Annotated in this window: 21 protein-coding genes; 2 read left to right on the top strand and 19 right to left on the bottom strand. The window is 33.9% G+C overall.

Annotation, left to right across the window (positions count from 1 at the left end):
* Positions 1–142: 142 nt before the first annotated feature.
* The 8 genes from prfB to FYJ50_RS09850 all read right to left on the bottom strand — a co-directional run bounded on the left by prfB (position 143) and on the right by FYJ50_RS09850 (position 7,818).
* Positions 143–1,241 (bottom strand): peptide chain release factor 2 gene (gene prfB, locus FYJ50_RS09885; RefSeq protein ID WP_154461513.1). Its coding sequence is split into 2 segments (ribosomal slippage): positions 143–1,168 and positions 1,170–1,241, totalling 1,098 coding nucleotides; the frame shifts between segments, so codons are not numbered across the junction.
* Positions 1,241–3,691 (bottom strand): preprotein translocase subunit SecA, encoded by a 2,451-nt coding sequence (secA, locus tag FYJ50_RS09880; RefSeq protein WP_154461511.1) that lies wholly within the window; start codon positions 3,689–3,691, stop codon positions 1,241–1,243. The genes prfB and secA overlap by 1 nt, the downstream gene beginning before the upstream one ends.
* Before the next feature lie 75 nt (positions 3,692–3,766).
* On the bottom strand, positions 3,767–4,246 hold the full coding sequence (locus FYJ50_RS09875; protein WP_154461509.1) for an S-ribosylhomocysteine lyase: 480 nt from the start codon (positions 4,244–4,246) through the stop codon (positions 3,767–3,769).
* 8 nt (positions 4,247–4,254) lie between these two features.
* Positions 4,255–4,560 carry an AzlD domain-containing protein gene (locus FYJ50_RS09870; RefSeq protein WP_154461507.1) on the bottom strand — a complete coding sequence of 102 codons (306 nt, stop codon included), beginning with the start codon at positions 4,558–4,560 and terminating at the stop codon, positions 4,255–4,257.
* Complete coding sequence (locus FYJ50_RS09865; RefSeq protein WP_205946513.1) at positions 4,553–5,239, bottom strand: AzlC family ABC transporter permease; 687 nt, start codon at positions 5,237–5,239, stop codon at positions 4,553–4,555. Before FYJ50_RS09865 ends, FYJ50_RS09870 begins: the two co-directional genes overlap by 8 nt.
* Positions 5,240–5,279: 40 nt before the next feature.
* A complete protein-coding gene (locus FYJ50_RS09860; protein ID WP_154461505.1) occupies positions 5,280–5,834 on the bottom strand; it encodes a histidine phosphatase family protein in 555 nt (184 codons plus the stop codon).
* Positions 5,831–6,820 (bottom strand): A/G-specific adenine glycosylase, encoded by a 990-nt coding sequence (gene mutY / locus FYJ50_RS09855; RefSeq protein ID WP_154461503.1) that lies wholly within the window; start codon positions 6,818–6,820, stop codon positions 5,831–5,833. Before mutY ends, FYJ50_RS09860 begins: the two co-directional genes overlap by 4 nt.
* A 35-nt stretch (positions 6,821–6,855) precedes the next feature.
* Positions 6,856–7,818, bottom strand: a complete 963-nt coding sequence (locus FYJ50_RS09850; protein ID WP_154461501.1) for a type I phosphomannose isomerase catalytic subunit — start codon at positions 7,816–7,818, stop codon at positions 6,856–6,858.
* Between the two features lie 535 nt (positions 7,819–8,353).
* Here FYJ50_RS09850 and FYJ50_RS09845 point away from each other — a divergent pair.
* Positions 8,354–9,502: a PucR family transcriptional regulator gene (locus FYJ50_RS09845; RefSeq protein ID WP_154461499.1), complete on the top strand. Its 1,149-nt coding sequence runs from the start codon at positions 8,354–8,356 to the stop codon at positions 9,500–9,502.
* Positions 9,503–9,509: 7 nt separating this feature from the next.
* Here the strand turns inward: FYJ50_RS09845 and FYJ50_RS10770 are convergent, their stop codons facing one another.
* The 3 genes from FYJ50_RS10770 to FYJ50_RS09830 are packed head-to-tail and all read right to left on the bottom strand — an operon-like array spanning position 9,510 to position 12,027.
* Positions 9,510–10,691 carry a peptidylprolyl isomerase gene (locus FYJ50_RS10770; protein WP_268891892.1) on the bottom strand — a complete coding sequence of 394 codons (1,182 nt, stop codon included), beginning with the start codon at positions 10,689–10,691 and terminating at the stop codon, positions 9,510–9,512.
* A gap of 1 nt (position 10,692) precedes the next feature.
* Positions 10,693–11,517, bottom strand: coding sequence for an aldo/keto reductase (locus tag FYJ50_RS09835; protein ID WP_154461497.1), 825 nt, complete (start codon positions 11,515–11,517; stop codon positions 10,693–10,695).
* A 9-nt stretch (positions 11,518–11,526) separates the two neighbouring features.
* Positions 11,527–12,027 (bottom strand): NUDIX hydrolase, encoded by a 501-nt coding sequence (locus tag FYJ50_RS09830; protein ID WP_154461495.1) that lies wholly within the window; start codon positions 12,025–12,027, stop codon positions 11,527–11,529.
* A gap of 396 nt (positions 12,028–12,423) precedes the next feature.
* On the opposite strand from FYJ50_RS09830, the gene FYJ50_RS09825 reads away from it, so the two are divergent.
* Positions 12,424–14,133 carry a carbon starvation CstA family protein gene (locus FYJ50_RS09825; RefSeq protein ID WP_154461493.1) on the top strand — a complete coding sequence of 570 codons (1,710 nt, stop codon included), beginning with the start codon at positions 12,424–12,426 and terminating at the stop codon, positions 14,131–14,133.
* Positions 14,134–14,171: 38 nt separating this feature from the next.
* Here FYJ50_RS09825 and FYJ50_RS11005 read toward each other — a convergent pair whose 3' ends face one another.
* The 8 genes from FYJ50_RS11005 to FYJ50_RS10970 all read right to left on the bottom strand — a co-directional run.
* Positions 14,172–14,414, bottom strand: coding sequence for a low molecular weight phosphatase family protein (locus FYJ50_RS11005; RefSeq protein WP_476729694.1), 243 nt, complete (start codon positions 14,412–14,414; stop codon positions 14,172–14,174).
* Positions 14,415–14,417: 3 nt separating this feature from the next.
* On the bottom strand, positions 14,418–14,564 hold the full coding sequence (locus FYJ50_RS11000; protein ID WP_476729693.1) for an arsenate reductase/protein-tyrosine-phosphatase family protein: 147 nt from the start codon (positions 14,562–14,564) through the stop codon (positions 14,418–14,420).
* An 18-nt stretch (positions 14,565–14,582) separates the two neighbouring features.
* Complete coding sequence (locus FYJ50_RS09815; protein ID WP_205946512.1) at positions 14,583–15,665, bottom strand: glycerate kinase; 1,083 nt, start codon at positions 15,663–15,665, stop codon at positions 14,583–14,585.
* 5 nt (positions 15,666–15,670) lie between these two features.
* Entirely contained in the window at positions 15,671–16,186 is a 516-nt protein-coding gene (locus FYJ50_RS09810; RefSeq protein ID WP_154461489.1) for a GNAT family N-acetyltransferase, read from the bottom strand.
* A 35-nt stretch (positions 16,187–16,221) separates the two neighbouring features.
* Positions 16,222–17,376: an HNH endonuclease domain-containing protein gene (locus FYJ50_RS09805; RefSeq protein WP_154461487.1), complete on the bottom strand. Its 1,155-nt coding sequence runs from the start codon at positions 17,374–17,376 to the stop codon at positions 16,222–16,224.
* Positions 17,377–17,426: 50 nt separating this feature from the next.
* Entirely contained in the window at positions 17,427–17,612 is a 186-nt protein-coding gene (locus FYJ50_RS09800) for a hypothetical protein (RefSeq protein WP_154461485.1), read from the bottom strand.
* Positions 17,613–17,722: 110 nt separating this feature from the next.
* Complete coding sequence (locus tag FYJ50_RS09795; protein ID WP_338083017.1) at positions 17,723–18,064, bottom strand: (deoxy)nucleoside triphosphate pyrophosphohydrolase; 342 nt, start codon at positions 18,062–18,064, stop codon at positions 17,723–17,725.
* Between the two features lie 28 nt (positions 18,065–18,092).
* The coding region (locus tag FYJ50_RS10970; protein WP_154459219.1) for an IS3 family transposase at positions 18,093–18,176 on the bottom strand (84 nt) is incomplete at its 5' end.

The following is an 18,176-nucleotide window of genomic DNA, read 5'->3' as shown; positions in this document are numbered from 1 at the left end:
TACAATACAGAAAGAATTAACGCAAAAAGAAAAGGATTGAGTCCATTAGCTTATAGACAACAATCCTTCAAACAATTAACATTAAGTTAGTTTATTTATACCGGTCCAACTTTACCGGTGCACTACATTTTTCCCGCTTCTTTTATAATTGTGATTTTAAATAGGCAAATATAAATCCATCCAGATCTCCATCCAGTACCGATTGTACCTGACTGGTTTCATATCCAGTACGCGCATCTTTGACCAGTGAATAAGGATGCATTACATAACTTCGAATCTGACTTCCCCATTCATTGGCAAGCTGTTCTCCTTTGATTTCTTTCATTTTCTTTTCCTGTTTTTCAATCTCCAACTGGTATAAACGAGATTTTAAAACACGTAAAGCTTCTTCTCTATTTTCATGCTGAGAACGACCATTCTGACACGTAGATACAATTCCAGTTGGTTTATGCACCATTCGAATCGCAGAATCCGTTTTATTGATATGCTGTCCACCCGCTCCAGAAGCTCGTTTTGTTTCGATGATCAGGTCTTCTGGTTTGATTTCAATTTCAATTTCATCATTGAATTGTGGCATGACATCTAAAGACGCAAAGGAAGTGTGACGTCTGGCTCCTGAATCAAATGGAGAAATTCGAACAAGACGATGCACGCCTTTTTCCGATTTTAAATAGCCATAGGCTTTATCCCCTTCCACAAGGAAGGTTACACTTTTGATCCCTGCCACTTCTCCAGGCTGATAATCCAGCACTGTAACTTTGTATCCATGCTGCATCGCATATCTGGTATACATTCGATACAGCATATCCGCCCAGTCACAGCTTTCAGTTCCTCCTGCTCCTGGATGCAGTTCTAAAATCGCATTGTTCTGATCGTATTCATGAGACAGTAAAACAGAAATCTCAAAGGAATCCATTTTTTCTTTGGTTTCCTGATATTCCATTTCGGTCAGTTCCATAAGCTCTTCATCAAAATCTGTTTCCAGTTCTTTTAAACTTTCGGATAAAGACTGAAACTGTTCACTTAAAGATTCATACTGGTCTACTATTTCTTTATTCGCATTTCGTTTACGAATCGTGGATTGAGCTTTCTTTGGATCGTTCCAAAATCCATCCTGCAGAATTTTCCGATCCAGCTCTTCAACCTGAAATTTTTTTTCTTCTAAGTCAAAGAGACTCACCTAAAGAAGATAACTTCTTCAGGTGAGTTTCCAATCCTTGTCTTAATTCATAAAGTTCCATTATGCTTTTTTAATTCGTCTTTTCGCCATTTCTTTTGCTTTTTCTAAGGCAGGATTTTTTGGCTCTTTACGAATACGTACTTTTAATAAGAAGAATGTGATTTCACGAGAAATACGAGCATTCATTTCTTCAAACATATCAAATCCTTCCTGAACATATTGCTGTAATGGATTGTTTTGTGCATATGAACGAAGATAAATACCACCTCTTAATTTATCCATACGGTCAATATGAGCAATCCAGTTACGGTCAATGTTACGAAGAACGACTGTTTTTTCAAATGGTAAGAATTGTGCTCTTACTGGTGAAATTTCGTTTTCATATTCTGTCCACATTTTATTTAAACAGTATTCTTTTGCCTGAGTGGCATCTTTTCCTTCCAGTTCGGAAGCATGGATACGTTTTTCTTCTGTTAATCCCATCATTTCCAGTGATTTACAAACTCCAGGAATATCCAATGGATTTTTCTTATCGTTTGTTAAATTAGCCTGAATGGTTTGTTGAATGGTCTGATCAAATACATTGTGGACCGTTTCATGAACATCCTGACTTTCCAGAATACGATTTCTCTGGGCATAAATAATTTCACGCTGTCTACGCAATACATCATCGTAATCCAATAACTGTTTACGCATATCAAAGTTATATCCTTCAACACGTTTTTGTGCCATTGTGATGGATTTTGTAACCGTCTTTGATTCGATTCGTTCGGCTTCTCCTAATTTGTCAAACATTTTCTGCAGTTTGTCTCCACCAAAACGAACCATTAATGAATCTTCTAAAGATACATAGAAACGTGAGAATCCTGGATCTCCCTGACGTCCAGAACGACCACGCAGCTGGTTATCAATACGTCTGGATTCATGACGTTCCGATCCCAGTACAGCCAAACCACCTAATTTTCTGGATTCAGCCGTTAATTTGATATCGGTACCACGTCCTGCCATGTTTGTGGCAATGGTTACGGCTTTAGGTCTACCTGCTAAAGCCACAATTTCTGCTTCGCGTGCATGGTTTTTCGCATTTAATAATTCATGTGGAATTCTTTCTTTTTTCAGCATTTTTGAAATCAGTTCACTGGTTTCTACCGCAATGGTACCTACCAGTACTGGCTGTCCTTTTTCATACAGGCGTTTTACTTCACGAACCAGAGCTTCGTATTTATCTTTTTTATGAGCATAAACTTCATCTGGCAGATCTTCACGAATGACTGGTACGTTTGTAGGAATCACAATAACTTTCATATTGTATGTAGAAAGGAATTCCTCTTCTTCTGTTTTAGCAGTACCGGTCATACCTGCCAGTTTTTCATACAGACGGAAAAAGTTCTGATATGTAATAGTTGCCAGAGTGGAAGTTTCTTCTTTGATTGGAACCCCTTCTTTGGCTTCGATTGCCTGGTGCAGCCCATCAGAGTAGGCTCTTCCTGGCATCAAACGCCCTGTAAACTGGTCAACGATCACAATTTCTTTTTCATCACTGACAACGTATTCAATTTCATTTGTCATAATGTAGTTGGCACGCAATGCCTGATTGATGTGATGTACCAGCTGTGTATGTTCAATTTCATACAGGTTGTCAATTTTAAAATAACGTTCTGCTTTACGAACTCCATCTTCAGACAACATAACCTGACGTGTTTTTTCATCAATGTCATAGTCTCCAGAAACCAGTTCTTTTTCATGTGTAAATTTATCGGTTTCATATTCAGGAGCCACTAATGTTTTGACAAAACGATCGGCCTGAATATATAAATTTGCGGTCTGTTTACGTCCACCAGAAATAATTAATGGCGTACGAGATTCGTCAATTAAAATAGAGTCCACTTCATCGACAATGGCCATATGAAGTCCTCTCATAACACGATCTTCTACTTTTGTGACCATATTGTCACGTAAATAATCAAATCCTAATTCAGAGTTTGTTGTATATGTGATATCACAATTGTATGCTTCTCTTTTTTCTCTGGCATTCAATTCACGTTTATTAACACCTACGCTCAATCCTAAGAATCGATAGATTTCACCCATCCAGCTGGCATCACGTCCAGCTAAATATTCATTGACAGTAATGACATGTACACCTTCCCCTTTTAAAGCATTTAAGTATACACACATAGTTGCCGTTAATGTCTTTCCTTCACCGGTCTTCATTTCCGCAATGTCACCTTTATGCATCGCAATGGAACCCATAACCTGTACTTTATATGGTTTTTCATTGATTACACGATAAGCCGCTTCACGAGCTGTTGCGAATGCTTCTGGTAATAAATCATCTACCGTTTCTCCATTTTGTAGACGTGATCTATATTCATTGGTTTTATTTCTTAATTCTTCATCTGATAACTTCTGCATTTCTGGTTCATAGCTTAATACCTGATCAGCAATTTTTTCCAGTCCAGCTAATTCCCTTTGTTCTTCTGAGAACATCTTTTTAAAGAACCCTGCCATTGTATCCCTCCTAAAATTTTCGTATCATAACAAATATTATCACAAAACACAAAAAAAAAATAGGGAAATCCCTATTTAAACAATTTTTCTGACATAAGGATCCTCACTGATTCCTTTAGATAAAACCAGTCTGGCATATTCCTGTGCACAAAATAAAGAATGATCGCGATAATTTCCACATTCTTTTTCTTTTGTCCCAGGAACATCTTCCCATTTCATTTCTACAATTTCTTCCAGTGCTTCTTTTAAGGCAAGGGCTACTTCATGAGATGAATGTTCATTAAAAGTCAACAGATGAAATCCTGTTCGGCATCCAAATGGAGAACAATCCAGATATCCTTTGATTCTTGGTCTTAGTGTTAAAGCCAGTAAATGTTCCAGTGTATGCATTCCCGCTGTCGGAATAAACATTTCATTGGGCTGTGTCAATCGAATATCAAAATTGGAAACAATATCTCCTTTTTCTCCTTTTTGTGTATCAATCAATCGTACATATGGGGCGATTACTCTGGTATGATCCAAAGTAAAGCTTTCAATCACAACGTCTTTTTCCATAACTCCTCCTAAACTAAAATCAATTCCACAATAAATACCATCAGACAACAAGCCATAGATACCTGAAACAGGCTGGCTTTTTTCCATGCCAGAACGATTCCTGTTACCAGAGCCACTATACCTGCTGCAGGAATCTGAGTGGCTTCAATAATGGCTGGAAAAGTCATACAGGCTAAGGTGACATAGGGTACATAATATAAAAAGGAACGAATGGTAACATTTTTAATAGGTTTTCGAACCAGCGTCAATGGAAGCACACGGATCAGATAGGTCACAATGGCCATGATCCATACATAGCTCATCAAATTATTCATCCATTTCCCTCCTTGGAAATACAATGGCAGCAATCAAAGAAATCACAATGGTCAGTATCAATGTTCGAGTTCCAGATGAAAATGGAAGATTTCTGGTACAGTAGCTTAACAGAAAGCTAGTCAGAACCAGAGCGCAAACCACTTTGTCTTTTTTACTAGCTGGAACAATAACCGCCAGAAACATACCATACAAAGCCACACTTAAACAGGATACCAGGCGCAATGGAAGCGTATTTCCGGCAATGATTCCCAAAGCTGTTCCACTTGCCCAGCAGGGAATGGCTACACAATAGGCGCCATATAAAAATAAGGGCGGTACTTTTCCTTCCTGATTGATTGCCAGGCCAAACAGTTCATCGGTCACATCAAATCCAATGATCATTCTTTGCCATGTCGATAATTTTTCATCCAGTTTCTGCGATAAAGAAAAACTCATCAGAAAATAGCGGGCGTTGGACACAAGGGTCATCATCACCATTTGCCAGAACGTTCCATGAGAGGCCATCATCATGAAACAGGCATATTCTCCTGCTGAAGCATTGATCAGTGCCGAAGTAACAAATCCCTGAATGGGACTCAATCCTACATTTTTTGCCATAATTCCTAAAGTGAAAGCTACCGCAAAATAGCCCATTCCAATCGGAATCCCATCCTTCATTCCTCTTTTAAATTCCGTCATGTATTTATTATATGAAAAAGCCTTCTTTTTTTCAATGGAGCTACATTTTATCAATATATTGAAAATCCGTATCAATATCAAATACAAAAATGGAACCGTTTGGTATCGGATGCCCCACTTTTTCCATTACATCCGGTGCATATTTTCGCATTAGATTGGCCATAATTCCACCATGACAGACAATCAGTACATTTCCACTATGTTTTTCTGAAATCTTTAATAATTCTTTCTGAAAACGAGCTAAAGCCATAGCAGGCGATTCTCCTCCATAATCTGGCACATTGTTTCGATCAATCTTTAAGGTCTGAAAAATTACTCTTTCCGATTCTCCATCAATCATACCAAAATTAATTTCTTTTAGACCTTTTCGATGAGAAGTATTCACATTTCGATTCTTTAAGATCAGATTCATTGTATCGACTGCTCTTTCTGAAGTAGAAGAATAAGCCCATTCAAAATCTACATTTTCCAGCTTCTTTCCTGCTTCAATAGCCTGCTGTATCCCTGTTTTTGTTAACGGGGAATCACACCATCCCTGTATAATTTTCTTTACATTAAATAAAGTCTGTCCATGCCTTACAATATAAGCTCTCATACTAACTCCCTTTCAATAATTTGTTTTACCTGTGTATAAAATGGAACAAAAGCACTGGGAATGGCATACTTTTCTTCAATTTCATCGATTGAATAAAAATGATCTGTTTTTTGTTCCACAAATAACATCGTCCCTTTCATATTCCATTGTATATGGGAAAAAATATGGGTGTGCTCTTTTAATTCTATTTCTTTTACACAAGGAACTCTTTCTTCATCAAAACCATATAAATTGGCTAATAAGCCTTTGTTTTCTCTTTTCTTTAAATGAATTTTATTCTTATATACATAAATATAAAACTGCTTCTCTTCCACTTTTCTTTCTTTTTTCTTCTTTAAGACTGGAAGATTTCCCTGTATTCCTTTTCGGTAAGCCACACAATTCTCTTTTACTGGACAGGAAATACACCGTGGATTTTTGGGAATACAGATTAAAGCCCCTAATTCCATTAAAGCCTGATTATAATCGGAAATAAACTCTTTTTCTGGTAAAGAATCCTGAACCAGCTTTTCAATATTTTTCTTTGTTCTGGAATCAATTTCTTCTTCCATTCCATACAGTCTGGAAAATACACGAATCACATTTCCATCCACTGCACTCACTCTCTGATCATAAGCTATTGAAGCTATGGCTCCTGCTGTATAAGGACCAATTCCTGGCAGTTTCATCAATTCTTCTTTGGTTTCTGGCAGTTTTCCATCGTATTTTTCCATACAGATGATGGCACATTTTTTTAAATTTTTTGCCCGGGAATAATAACCCAGTCCCTGCCATAATTTATTTAATTTTTCATCCGGACAAGATGCCAGTGCTTTCATATCCGGAAGCTGTTCTATAAATCGATTATAATATTTCAACATGGCTTCAATTCGAGTCTGCTGTGCCATAATTTCACTGATCCATATCGAATACGCATCTTTCTTTTCTCGAAAAGAAAGCTTACGAGCCTTATTTTCATACCATTTTAATAATTCATTCTGAAACATAAAACCTCATACAAAAAGATGGAAATCATTCCATCTTAAACACGTGCATAAATAAATTGTGCTTTTCCAGTAATAGTGGTATTACCTGTTGCCGCATCAATGAAAGCCGTCTGTCCTTTTTCCAGTTGAACGCTTTGTCCATTGGCTTCAAGCATCAGACTTCCATCCAGAACAATAACCGAACCAAAACTTTCTTCATCTACATCCCATGTTAAAGTACCATCTACATCCGCTACATAAGTTGTAAATTCATGACAAGTTGCCATAGTTGTGACTTTGGCATCTTCTTTTTCAATAGTTGGTCCACATGGTTTGAAATCACTTTCGATTGGAGATAAATTGGAAACATCCAATGCTTTTTTAATATGCAGTTCTCTTGGTTTTCCATCTTTTCCAACACGTCCAAAATCATAAACACGATACGTTGAATTGGAGTTCTGCTGAATCTCACAGATCTGAATTCCTGCTCCAATGGCATGAATGGTACCAGATGGAATAAAGAATACATCTCCTTTATGAACCGGTACAGCTTTTAGAACATCCAGCAATGTATTATCTTTAATTTTTGCTTCAAATTCTTCTTTTGAAATTTCACGGTTTACACCAAAATATAAGAAAGAACCCGGATCACAATCCATGATATACCACATTTCAGTTTTTCCAAATTCATGTTCAACACGCAATGCATATTCATTATCTGGATGTACCTGAATAGAAAGTGGTCCTTTCGCATCAATAAATTTAATTAAAATCGGGAAATTTTCAAACGCATTTCCTTTTGTTCCCAAAACACCTTTACCAGCAGCATCTAAATATTCTGGGAATGTTTTCCCTTCATATTCTCCATTTGCCACAATACTTGGTCCATCTGGATGTACAGATAGTTCCCAGCTTTCCGCAACAATGTCAAGATCTGTCTTTTTCCCAAAATTTTCTTTTAATTTTGTTCCTCCCCATAAATAATCTTTATAGGCTGGATTTAATTTAATAATTCCCATATTTGATTTCCTCCACGTAATTATTATAGAACAAAATTTAAAAAAGTTATATCAAATTTTATTTTGTTTTATTGTCTATAATACAAAAACAAAATCAGGAATCTCTTTGGATTCCTGATTGATTATTATCTATATTTTCTAGAGAATAAACGATACAATTTATTGATTTTTCCTGAATCACAGTAGCTATAACGCTCTGATTTATACCATTGTGGACAACTTCTCTCCATATCATACAATTGAAAATATACATTACCATAAATCATAAGTAGCTCCTCCTCTTCATCTCTTTCTTTGTAATTGTATTATAAAACCAAAAGAATAGAATTTAAATGGCTTAAAAGCCCAATTATTTTTATACATTTTATGCTTATAGCACAAATAAAATTATAATTTATTTTCATAAAAGTTTTCATTTATTTACATTGACTTTATATTTTAAACAACTGTATAAAAAATATGGATTTGATTCCATTTTATAACAATTTGTTCACAAATTATGATCAATTAATGATACACTGAAAAGGGTGATTGTATGATTTCTTTGGATGACATTATGCTGCAGGTAGGAAATGAATATAAAATGAAATGCATAGCTGGTAAAGAGGGCTGTTCACATCCAATTGGATGGGTTCATATCGTAGAAGATCCTACCATTATTCAATTCTTATGGTCAAACGATCTGGCTTTGACATTGGGACTGGGATTTCAGAGTGAAAAAGCTTTAATGGACTGTATTATAAAACTGGTAAAACGAAACTGTGTGGGTTTAATTATCAATACAGGAAAATATATCAACGAAATACCTGACTCCATTCTTCGTTATTGTGACCAGAATCAGTTTCCATTGATCACCATTCCATGGGAAATCAATGTCAATATGGTCATAAAAGACATTTCTATCCGTTGCCAGCAAGATTCCATGGGTGAACAGAAACTGGCTCAATATTTTATAAAAGGATTTAAAAACGAAGAAAAACTGGAACAGTATCGAGATGAACTTAAATCTCATTTTGATACCGAAGGTTCCTTTCAGATCAGCATTGTTCACATCAGCAATTTAGAAAATACAGATATTCAACATCAAAGAATACTGGCTCGTTTACAATTTTATTTTGGTACGATACAATGTAAATATATTTTTTTCTGGTATGAAAACAATCTGATTTTAATTACCAATAATCTTCCTATGCATTCTTTACAGTCATTATGTGAAAAAGTAATTCATATCACAAAGATCAAATTAGAAGATTTCCCTGTGTTTATTGGAATTGGAAATAGTGAAATCGATTTAAAAAGTCTGCCAAAAAATTATAAAAAAGCCAAAGCTGCTTTAAAATATGCTCTTCATTTTAATCATTCTATTTCCAGATTTAAGGATATTGGCATGTATCAGATCTTATATTCTATTGAAGATGAATCCATTATAGAAAATTATTACAGGGAGTGTTTCCATCCTTTAATTGAATACGATTTGAAACATCATTCTCAATTGTTGCTTACATTTGAATATTTTCTTAAATACAAAGGAGCCATTCAAATTGTAGCCCAGGAATTATATACTCATCGAAATACGATCAATTATCGCATTTCGAAAATTAAATCCTTATTAAACTGTGATCTGGAAGATTCGGAAGAAACATTCAAATATGCATTGGCATTCTACATAAAGAAAAAAGAATAGGGATTTCCTATTCTTTTCTTATTTGTATGGATTCAATGACTGGCTGTTCACTTTTTTCAATGCTTCCATTGTCATCGATTGGATTGGCTTTTTCACAGATTTCATCCACAATATCCATTCCCGATAGAACCGTACCAAAAGCCGCATATTGTCCATCCAAGAAAGTCGAATCACTTTGTACAATAAAGAATTGGCTGCTGGCAGAATTATAATCGCTGCTTCTTGCCATCGATATAGTTCCTCTTATATGAGAAATTTCATTATCCACTCCATTGGCAGAAAACTCTCCTTTAATGGTTTGAGAAGACCCTCCTGTTCCATCTCCATTTGGATCTCCACCCTGCATCATGAAACCATCCATAATACGATGGAAAGTTAATCCATCATAGAAACCGGATTGTGCCAGACTGACAAAATTATCCACTGTTTCAGGTGCCTGTTTCGAATCCAATTGAACCACTATCTGTCCATAATCTTTGATATTGATATCGGCATAATAAACCGAATCGTCTTTTAAAACAAAATAAGAAGCGATTAGACAAACCAGAAGAATGGGAACAATGAATATTTTTTTAAAACCAGATTCTTTCTTTGTCAAAGTTTCAATGGTTTCGATACATTTCTGATTCGTAGATTGAAAAGGTTCTTTTTCCTGTTTTAAGATTACAGATTTAAATTGAGTGCATTCATCAATGGTTTGAAAACAATATTGAATATAATCTTCAATGATCATTTCATCTACATTTAATGTTTCTTTTAATTGGCGACAGCTAAAATCTGAACATAAATAGGATTTCAATACAAATCGTGTTTCTTTATTTAAAGATTGTAAAGACGAACAGATTTTATTAAAATCCAGATTGGATTCCATTTCTTTGATTTCAATTGTTTCTTTAATATCTGGTTTCTGTTCTTTTAATTGATGAGGATTGGAAATAAAATATTTATTTTTACATAGTTTTATTGCTATATGAATACAAAGATCTTTGAATTCTTCTTCACTCTGTATGTTTTTCTGTGCTAAATTTTTCCATACCTGTTCAAAAACATCTTCAAACACAAAATCGGTCTGCTCTTCATTTTCCATTAAAAAATCACAGATAAAATAAATTCGTTTCTTATTTTTTTCATATAAATGTAAAACGGCTTCACGATTTCCATTCTTAGCTTCTTTTATAATTTTTTCCATCTTAACGCTCCATTGTATCCGGATCCTGAAGTTCATAATCCACTTTTAGTGCATCTAACCTATCCATATCTGCTTTTCCGATTTCAAAATCAAAGATATTAATGTTTTCTTGAATACGACTTGGTGTAACCGATTTTGGTAAAGGTAAAATGTCATTCTGATAAATATATCTTAAACAGATTTGGGAAGGTGTCTTATGATATTTTTGTGCAAGTTCATTGATTATGTCATTATCAAGTAAAGCCGATCTGGCCAATGGACTATACGCTTCTACTAAAATATCGTTTTCTTTGCAATAATCTACCACTTCTTTTTGAAGCAGTCCTGGATGGTATTTAATCTGATTGACCATTGGAATGATTTCCATATCCATAATTTGTTCTAAATGATGGATTCTGAAATTGGATACGCCAATGGCTTTTACTTTTCCTTGTTTATACGCATCAATCATAGCTTGCCAAGTCTGACGATTTACTTCGACTGGATTTTCATACATCAACGAATTGGCAGGCCAATGAATTAAATACAGGTCAAAGTAATCCAATCCCATTGTTTCTAAAGAACGATCCAAAGCCTGTAAAGTGGATTGGTATCCACGCTGGCTATTCCATACTTTATTTGTGATAAATAATTCTTCTCTTTTTATTCCACAATTTCGAATGGCTTTCCCGATCATCTCTTCGTTTTTGTAAATATAAGCACCATCAATGTGACGATATCCACAATCAATGGCACATTGAACCGCCTTTAATGCGATTTCATCATTCGGTGTCTTCCATGTCCCAAAGCCAATGTCTGGAATCTCATTTCCGTTTCTTAATTTCATAATGTCCTCCTATTCAAATGCTTCTTTAATAGATTGATAGTGAAGAAAGATTCCTTGTCGATCCAATTCTTCTATTTCTTCTTTAGTAGCCAATCGATAAGACAAAGCTTCTTCAGTCTGGATCTGTACATCATTTTCATTAAAATCGAGAATAAATTTATAAACATCCACAAAATAATTATCTCCCTGTCCAGGATTCTCTCGATGATAGCTCATTTTAAATCCCCCTGAAGCCATAGAAACATCCAATCCTGTTTCTTCTTTTACTTCTCTTAAAACCGCTTCTTCAGAAGATTCCCCAGCCATACAGGCTCCTCCTGGTACTTCCCACCATCCAGGAGCCCAGGCTTTTGTCATAACCCTTTGTGTGATTAAATATTTTCCATTTACATGCTGAATAATTCCTAAAACTGATAAATGGTATTCTCCATCCTTTAAGATCCAATCGTTTTTCTTCATAGTTCTTCCTGTTAATTGTTTATTTTTATCATAAATATCCCAATATTCCATATATATTCCTCATTTCTTATACTATTATAATTGAAAAAGATATAAAAATCAGTAAATGTAAGAATTAAAAATTATTTTCAGTGTTTTTGTAATTTTTTCATTTTTTTGTTGACAATTTTCATTTAAAGAACTATTATCTCTACGAATATTTCATAAAAGACATAAACAAGACAATACTTTAAATATACTTGCGTTAGAGAGTATCGGCAGCTGAAAAGATATCAAGAGCATTTAAAGCTATCCCTTGTTCGTTGATTTTCTGAAAAAAGTAAGAAAATCCGTGTTTCGCGTTAAGAAATTTAAGTGGCTGATTTTATGCAAACTAAGTGGTACCGCGGATTTGACTTCGTCTTAGATACGAAGTCTTTTTTTATGAAATGTTCAGGGAGGATTTTTATGAACGGTTTATTATTATTACTTATTTCTGTTGTGATCCTGGTTGCGGCTTATCTATTGTATGGTCGTTATCTGGTGAAAACATGGGGAATCGATGTAAATGCGAAAACACCAGCTTATCAAAGAGAAGACGGTGTTGATTTTGTTCCCAGCAACAAATGGGAAGTGTTTGCCCATCAGTTTTCTTCTATAGCTGGTGCAGGTCCTGTAACCGGTCCTGTTCTTGCGATGGCATTTGGATGGCTTCCTGCCTTTCTATGGGTCTTAGTGGGAGGTATTTTCTTTGGAGCTGTACAAGATTTTGGAGCCCTGTACGCTTCGGTAAAATCAAATGGAAAATCCATGGGACAATTAATTGAACAATATATTGGAAAAACCGGAAGACGTTTATTCTTCTTATTCAGCTGGCTGTTTACGCTATTGGTTATTGCTGCCTTTGCGGATATGGTAGCTGGTACTTTTAATGGATTTAATGAACAAGGGGCCCAGCTTCTTCCAAATGGAGCTGCCGGATCCATTTCCATCTTATATGTATTTGTTGCCATTGCCTTTGGATTGTTCTTAAAGAAAACCAAGATTTCCGGATGGAAACAGCTGGTATTGGGACTGGTATTGATTGTTCTGATGTTGATGGTAGGAATTCAGTTTCCAGTTTATTTCACAAAACAAACATGGATCTACATCGTATTTGTGTATATTTTCTTCGCATCGGTTACACCAATCTGGATTTTGAAACAGCCACGTGATTATTTGACAACATTCTTATTTATCGCAATGATCCTGGCAGCTGTAGTGGGTGTATTTATTTCGAATCCAACCATTACTACACCTGTTTTTACTGGATTTAAAAGCGAAAGTGGAAGTTATCTATTCCCTACTTTATTTGTAACCATTGCCTGTGGAGCCGTCAGCGGATTCCATTCTCTGGTATCCAGTGAAACCAGTTCAAAACAGATTTCAAATGAAAAAGATATGCTTCAGGTTGGATATGGAAGCATGCTGCTTGAATCTTTACTTGCGATTTTAGTCATTGTCATTGTAGGTTCTTTAACTTCTTTATCCGATTCAGGTGTATTAAATGAAACATTATCTTCTATGGCCTTAGCCCAGGGAGCTACCCCTTTTACTAAATTCTCCGTAGGAGTTACCGGTTTAGTCCATCAATTGGGAATGCCTCAAGAATATGGATTGTGCATTATGACCATGTTTGTCTCTGCCTTGGCTTTAACTTCTTTAGATGCAGTGGCTCGTATTGGTCGTATGTCTTTCCAGGAATTCTTTGAATGCAGCAACCAGAAACCACAAGGAAAAATCGTTGCTTTCTTAACAAATAAATACGTGGCCACACTATTAACACTAGCCGGTGGATATTTATTAAGCTTAGGAGGATATTTAAATATCTGGCCATTATTCGGAAGTGCCAATCAATTATTAGCTGCTATGGTATTGATTTCCATTTCCGTATTCTTAAAAGTTACCGGAAGAAAAGGATTTATGTTGTACATTCCAATGATTGCCATGTTAGTCATCACTATGACAAGTTTAGGAATGGCTGTATACAATATCTTTATGAAATTATTTGTATCTGGTGGTTTTGTCTTTATGACAGATGGCTTACAATTATTGATTGCTTTATTATTGATGGCATTAGGAATCTTAATTTTTATCGGATCCGGTAAAAAATTGATAGAAACAAAAAGTGAAAACTAAATTTAAAACAATCACCCCCTTATGAGGTGATTGTTTTCTTATTTCAACGTGTTTTTAAGTTCTATAATATTTGTTTCAATCTGTTTGATTACTTTTCTAAATTCTTCATCGGATTTACCAGTAGGATCTTCCAGTTTCCAGTTATCGTCAAATTCTTTTCCAATAAACGGACAACTTACATTGCATCCCATTGAAATATACAGATCCATTTGAGGAATATCTTTCAACGTTTTACTATACTGTCCATTGGCTTCCATATCAATTCCATATATTTCTTTCATCAATCAAATCGCATCTGCATTAATGTGTGGTTTTGTCTCGGATCCAGCTGAATAACTTTCAAACACATCGGATGCAAGATATTTTCCCAAAGCCTCTGAAATTTGACTTCTACATGAATTGTGTACACAAACAAAGGCCACTTTTTTCATTTCATTCTCCTTTTCATATCATAAAATCAATAATCTCATTATATTTTCACTTGTCTTTTCTAAATTTTTTTCTCCTTCTTTTAAAGCTTTTTCTAAAGAAGAAATTTCATTTCCTATTGAAAAACAAGCAGTAATTCCTTTTTCATAACAAGAATCAATATTTACTTTTCCGGCACATACAATTAAAGGAACATTATGTCTTTTACAGATCGAAGCAATTCCTGAAATGGTTTTTCCATTTAAGCTTTGGTGGTCAAAGCTTCCTTCTCCTGTAAAACAATAATCACAATCCATAATTCTTTTTTCAAATTGGGTATGTTTCATAACCAATTCAATACCTGAACAAAGTTGAGCTCCTATCGCATATAAAGCTCCAGATGTTCCTCCAGCCGCTCCAGTACAAGGATGATCATTGATATTTAATAAAGTATTTAAATGACATAAACAGGATTCCAGTTTATCCAGTTCTTCTGCAGTCGCTCCTTTTTGTTTGCCAAAAGTATAAGTAGCTCCCTGTGGACCACAATATGGATTGGTTACATCACAGGCCACCTGTATTTGTACATCTGGATAAGAACATAAGGAAACCGATTCGATAAGTGGAATATTTTTTATAACCGGTTCTAATTCCTTATGATCTTTATCATAAAAATGAGAACCCAAAGCACCTAACATTCCTAAACCACCATCATTGGTGGCACTGCCACCTAAACCAATCAGTAAAGTTTTACAGCCATGATCAATAGCATGTCGGATCAGCTGTCCTAATCCATACGAAGAAGAGTGTAAAGGATGACGCATAGAAATTTCAATCGATTCCAATCCACAAACACAAGCCATTTCAATGATTGCCAGATCTTCTTTACGAAAATAATACGCTTCTATTTCTCTACCATAAGCATCCAATGCATTACAGATGATTTTATTTCCTTTATAAAATTCATTCAATACTTTAGAAGTTCCTTCTCCTCCATCTGCCATAGGAATGCATTCTACATCAATACTCGTATCCACTTTATGAATGCCTCTTTGTATAGCTTTACATGCTTGTAAAGCACTCATACTTTCTTTAAAAGAATCACAAGCCACTACAATTTTCATATTCTTCACCATTTAATTTCATATATATACATTAATTTTCCATCTAAATATTCTTTCTTTTTTATACAAATTCCCTGATTGTTTTCAATTACACGAATGGAACCAACATTATCACAATAGCAACCCAGTCTTATTTCCTTTAATCCAATTTCTCTACAATAATCTTTAGCCAAAGATAAAAGTTTTGTTCCATATCCCTTTTTTCGATAAGAAGGACGTATAGAATATCCAATATGCCCTGCATATTCTTGTAAAAAAGGAGTGGTTAAACTATGACGTATTTCAGTAATTCCAATAATCTTTGATTCCAGCATCAAAAAGAATACACTACTAACAGCCCAATCTTTTGATACTGTTTCTATATTCTCATTCTTTTTAACCAGATCCATCCAATCATCAAAAGATAACTGATCAAATAATGCACTTCCATTAATTACAGTTTCATTACAATCAAAAAATTCCTTTTTAAATTCTAAAGCCTCTTCTTTATATTCTTCATTTACTTTTACCAATGTAACCATATTACCATCCTATATAAAGAAAAATGGAATAGATATTATTTCACTTTCCAAACTCGAAAACCAATAGAATAAGCATTGTTATAAATTGGTTTCATATTCTTTTCTAAAACGTGAATAAATTCATCTTTTTTATAACCTGGAATAAATAGAGTTTCTTGTGCCCAAATCGAATTTAAATTATCGTTTTTACATAATTCAAACTTTTTATGCATTATTTCATTATTAAAAATTAATTCATATAAACTAAATTGATTTTTAGCCATGCGAAAGAAATATGTATCCCAATCGGGAAGATTGTTACTTTTAGAACAATTTAATGACTTAGTCATTGGTGTTAAATTCCACAATTCATCATTCGCAATATAAGTCCAAGGAATAAAGTGATCCAAATCAAATTGATTATCAATTAAATAGTCTTCCGTATATATATCCATTAAAGGCTCTTTTTTTATCTCTGAATATAATTTCCATAAATCCCTGGCTTTTCCTAATCGTCTTTTTTCTGATTCATCACCTAATTTGTAAATAATACCAGGTACTCCTGGATTTCTTTTTTGGAGAAAGAAGATTTTTTTTAATTGAATCCAATTTTTTAGAATATCAAAATTATCATTAATAAATCTAATCCATTCTTCATTTAATATGATTTTTTTATTATACCCATTATCATATGTAATGGTATATGGAAGCAGAACTTTATTATTGATTGAATTTATTTTGTCAATCAACGCTTTTTTTCCACCATTAAAATCTTTTTCCTTTATGTATTTTTTTAAGAATGGAGCCAATAAACGATAAGGAACATTCTTTATAATATTTATTTTATCTACTTTTAATATTTCATCTGATTTTTCAACTATGATCCGAATATTTTCTAAATTCATTTTTTCATTAATATCACAAGAATCCAATAAAATATGAATAGCGTGTTCCAAATAATTTTCACATTTACCTAATACTGTTGGTCCTAATTTTAGATGGTATTTAGATACAGAATACCATGCCCCAACAATCATTTCATTCACAATATCATCAAACTTTATTTCCTTATTTCCTCTTTTTACTAAAGTTAATATTGCATCTAACCAATAAAATTTATAGCATTGTGTAGGATCATCCAACATAGAACTGAATGAATCAATGTCAAGATCATTCTGATACACTATATTATTTGAAATTTTTAAATTCAAAATATCACCTACAAAACTAAACTCTTAACAATTTCAATTAATTTTTTAAATTATATTTTGCTTCTTTTCCATCTCCAACTAATTCTAACTGAACATTCAACTTGTTCTTTTGGAATCTCCATATTAGTTAATACATAGAACTTATAAAAAAGTGACATCTTTAATTTAAAATTATTTAATATATTAATATTATCTTTCAGTAATTTTAAATGACACTCTTTTAATATAATTTCCATACCCTTCTCCAAATATTTATATATTAAATTATACACTTAAAACAATGATTATCATTAACAAAAAAAGTACGACCTGCAATAATACCCATAATGTCGTACCTTTTTGTAATTTACATCATCTCTTTCACTTTATCTATGATTACTAAATCTGCTGGTAACCAGTTTAAAGTATCTATTTCTTCTTTTTTAATCCATTTAGAATCTTCATGTTCTTTTAAAACTAAATTTCCTTCTACTATAGAACAGATAAAACAATCCATGGATAAATGAAAATCTGGATAATCGTATTCAATTGTATCTAAATACGAATCCACTTTAATAACGGTATCTAATTCTTCTTTTATTTCTCTTATTAAAGCTTCTTCTTTGGTTTCCCCTTTTTCTACTTTTCCTCCTGGAAATTCCCATCCATCTTTAAATTCTCCATATCCTCTTTGTGAAGTGAACCCAATTTCTTGGACATTAAAATAAGTATACTATCTAAACGGTAATTAAGGATTGATTTCTGTATTCTACAGGAGTTAATCCTTTTAATTTTTCAGTGATTCTCTGATTGTTATAGTA

The sequence above is a fragment of the Floccifex porci genome, assembly GCF_009696175.1.
Classification (GTDB): domain Bacteria; phylum Bacillota_I; class Bacilli_A; order Erysipelotrichales; family Erysipelotrichaceae; genus Floccifex; species Floccifex porci.
The sequence above is the reverse complement of the archived record's forward strand: the minus strand, read 5'-3'. Positions and strand labels throughout refer to the sequence as shown.

Excerpts from the sequence above, each read along its gene's own strand:
- secA (WP_154461511.1), bottom strand. The coding sequence starts at position 3,691 with ATGGCAGGGTTCTTTAAAAAGATGTTCTCAGAAGAACAAAGGGAATTA.
- FYJ50_RS09875 (WP_154461509.1), bottom strand. The coding sequence starts at position 4,246 with ATGGAAAAAGACGTTGTGATTGAAAGCTTTACTTTGGATCATACCAGA.
- FYJ50_RS09870 (WP_154461507.1), bottom strand. The coding sequence starts at position 4,560 with ATGAATAATTTGATGAGCTATGTATGGATCATGGCCATTGTGACCTAT.
- FYJ50_RS09865 (WP_205946513.1), bottom strand. The coding sequence starts at position 5,239 with ATGACGGAATTTAAAAGAGGAATGAAGGATGGGATTCCGATTGGAATG.
- FYJ50_RS09860 (WP_154461505.1), bottom strand. The coding sequence starts at position 5,834 with ATGAGAGCTTATATTGTAAGGCATGGACAGACTTTATTTAATGTAAAG.
- mutY (WP_154461503.1), bottom strand. The coding sequence starts at position 6,820 with ATGTTTCAGAATGAATTATTAAAATGGTATGAAAATAAGGCTCGTAAG.
- FYJ50_RS09850 (WP_154461501.1), bottom strand. The coding sequence starts at position 7,818 with ATGGGAATTATTAAATTAAATCCAGCCTATAAAGATTATTTATGGGGA.
- FYJ50_RS09845 (WP_154461499.1), top strand. The coding sequence starts at position 8,354 with ATGATTTCTTTGGATGACATTATGCTGCAGGTAGGAAATGAATATAAA.
- FYJ50_RS10770 (WP_268891892.1), bottom strand. The coding sequence starts at position 10,691 with ATGGAAAAAATTATAAAAGAAGCTAAGAATGGAAATCGTGAAGCCGTT.
- FYJ50_RS09835 (WP_154461497.1), bottom strand. The coding sequence starts at position 11,517 with ATGAAATTAAGAAACGGAAATGAGATTCCAGACATTGGCTTTGGGACA.
- FYJ50_RS09830 (WP_154461495.1), bottom strand. The coding sequence starts at position 12,027 with ATGGAATATTGGGATATTTATGATAAAAATAAACAATTAACAGGAAGA.
- FYJ50_RS09825 (WP_154461493.1), top strand. The coding sequence starts at position 12,424 with ATGAACGGTTTATTATTATTACTTATTTCTGTTGTGATCCTGGTTGCG.
- FYJ50_RS11005 (WP_476729694.1), bottom strand. The coding sequence starts at position 14,414 with ATGAAAGAAATATATGGAATTGATATGGAAGCCAATGGACAGTATAGT.
- FYJ50_RS11000 (WP_476729693.1), bottom strand. The coding sequence starts at position 14,564 with ATGAAAAAAGTGGCCTTTGTTTGTGTACACAATTCATGTAGAAGTCAA.
- FYJ50_RS09815 (WP_205946512.1), bottom strand. The coding sequence starts at position 15,665 with ATGAAAATTGTAGTGGCTTGTGATTCTTTTAAAGAAAGTATGAGTGCT.
- FYJ50_RS09810 (WP_154461489.1), bottom strand. The coding sequence starts at position 16,186 with ATGGTTACATTGGTAAAAGTAAATGAAGAATATAAAGAAGAGGCTTTA.
- FYJ50_RS09800 (WP_154461485.1), bottom strand. The coding sequence starts at position 17,612 with ATGGAAATTATATTAAAAGAGTGTCATTTAAAATTACTGAAAGATAAT.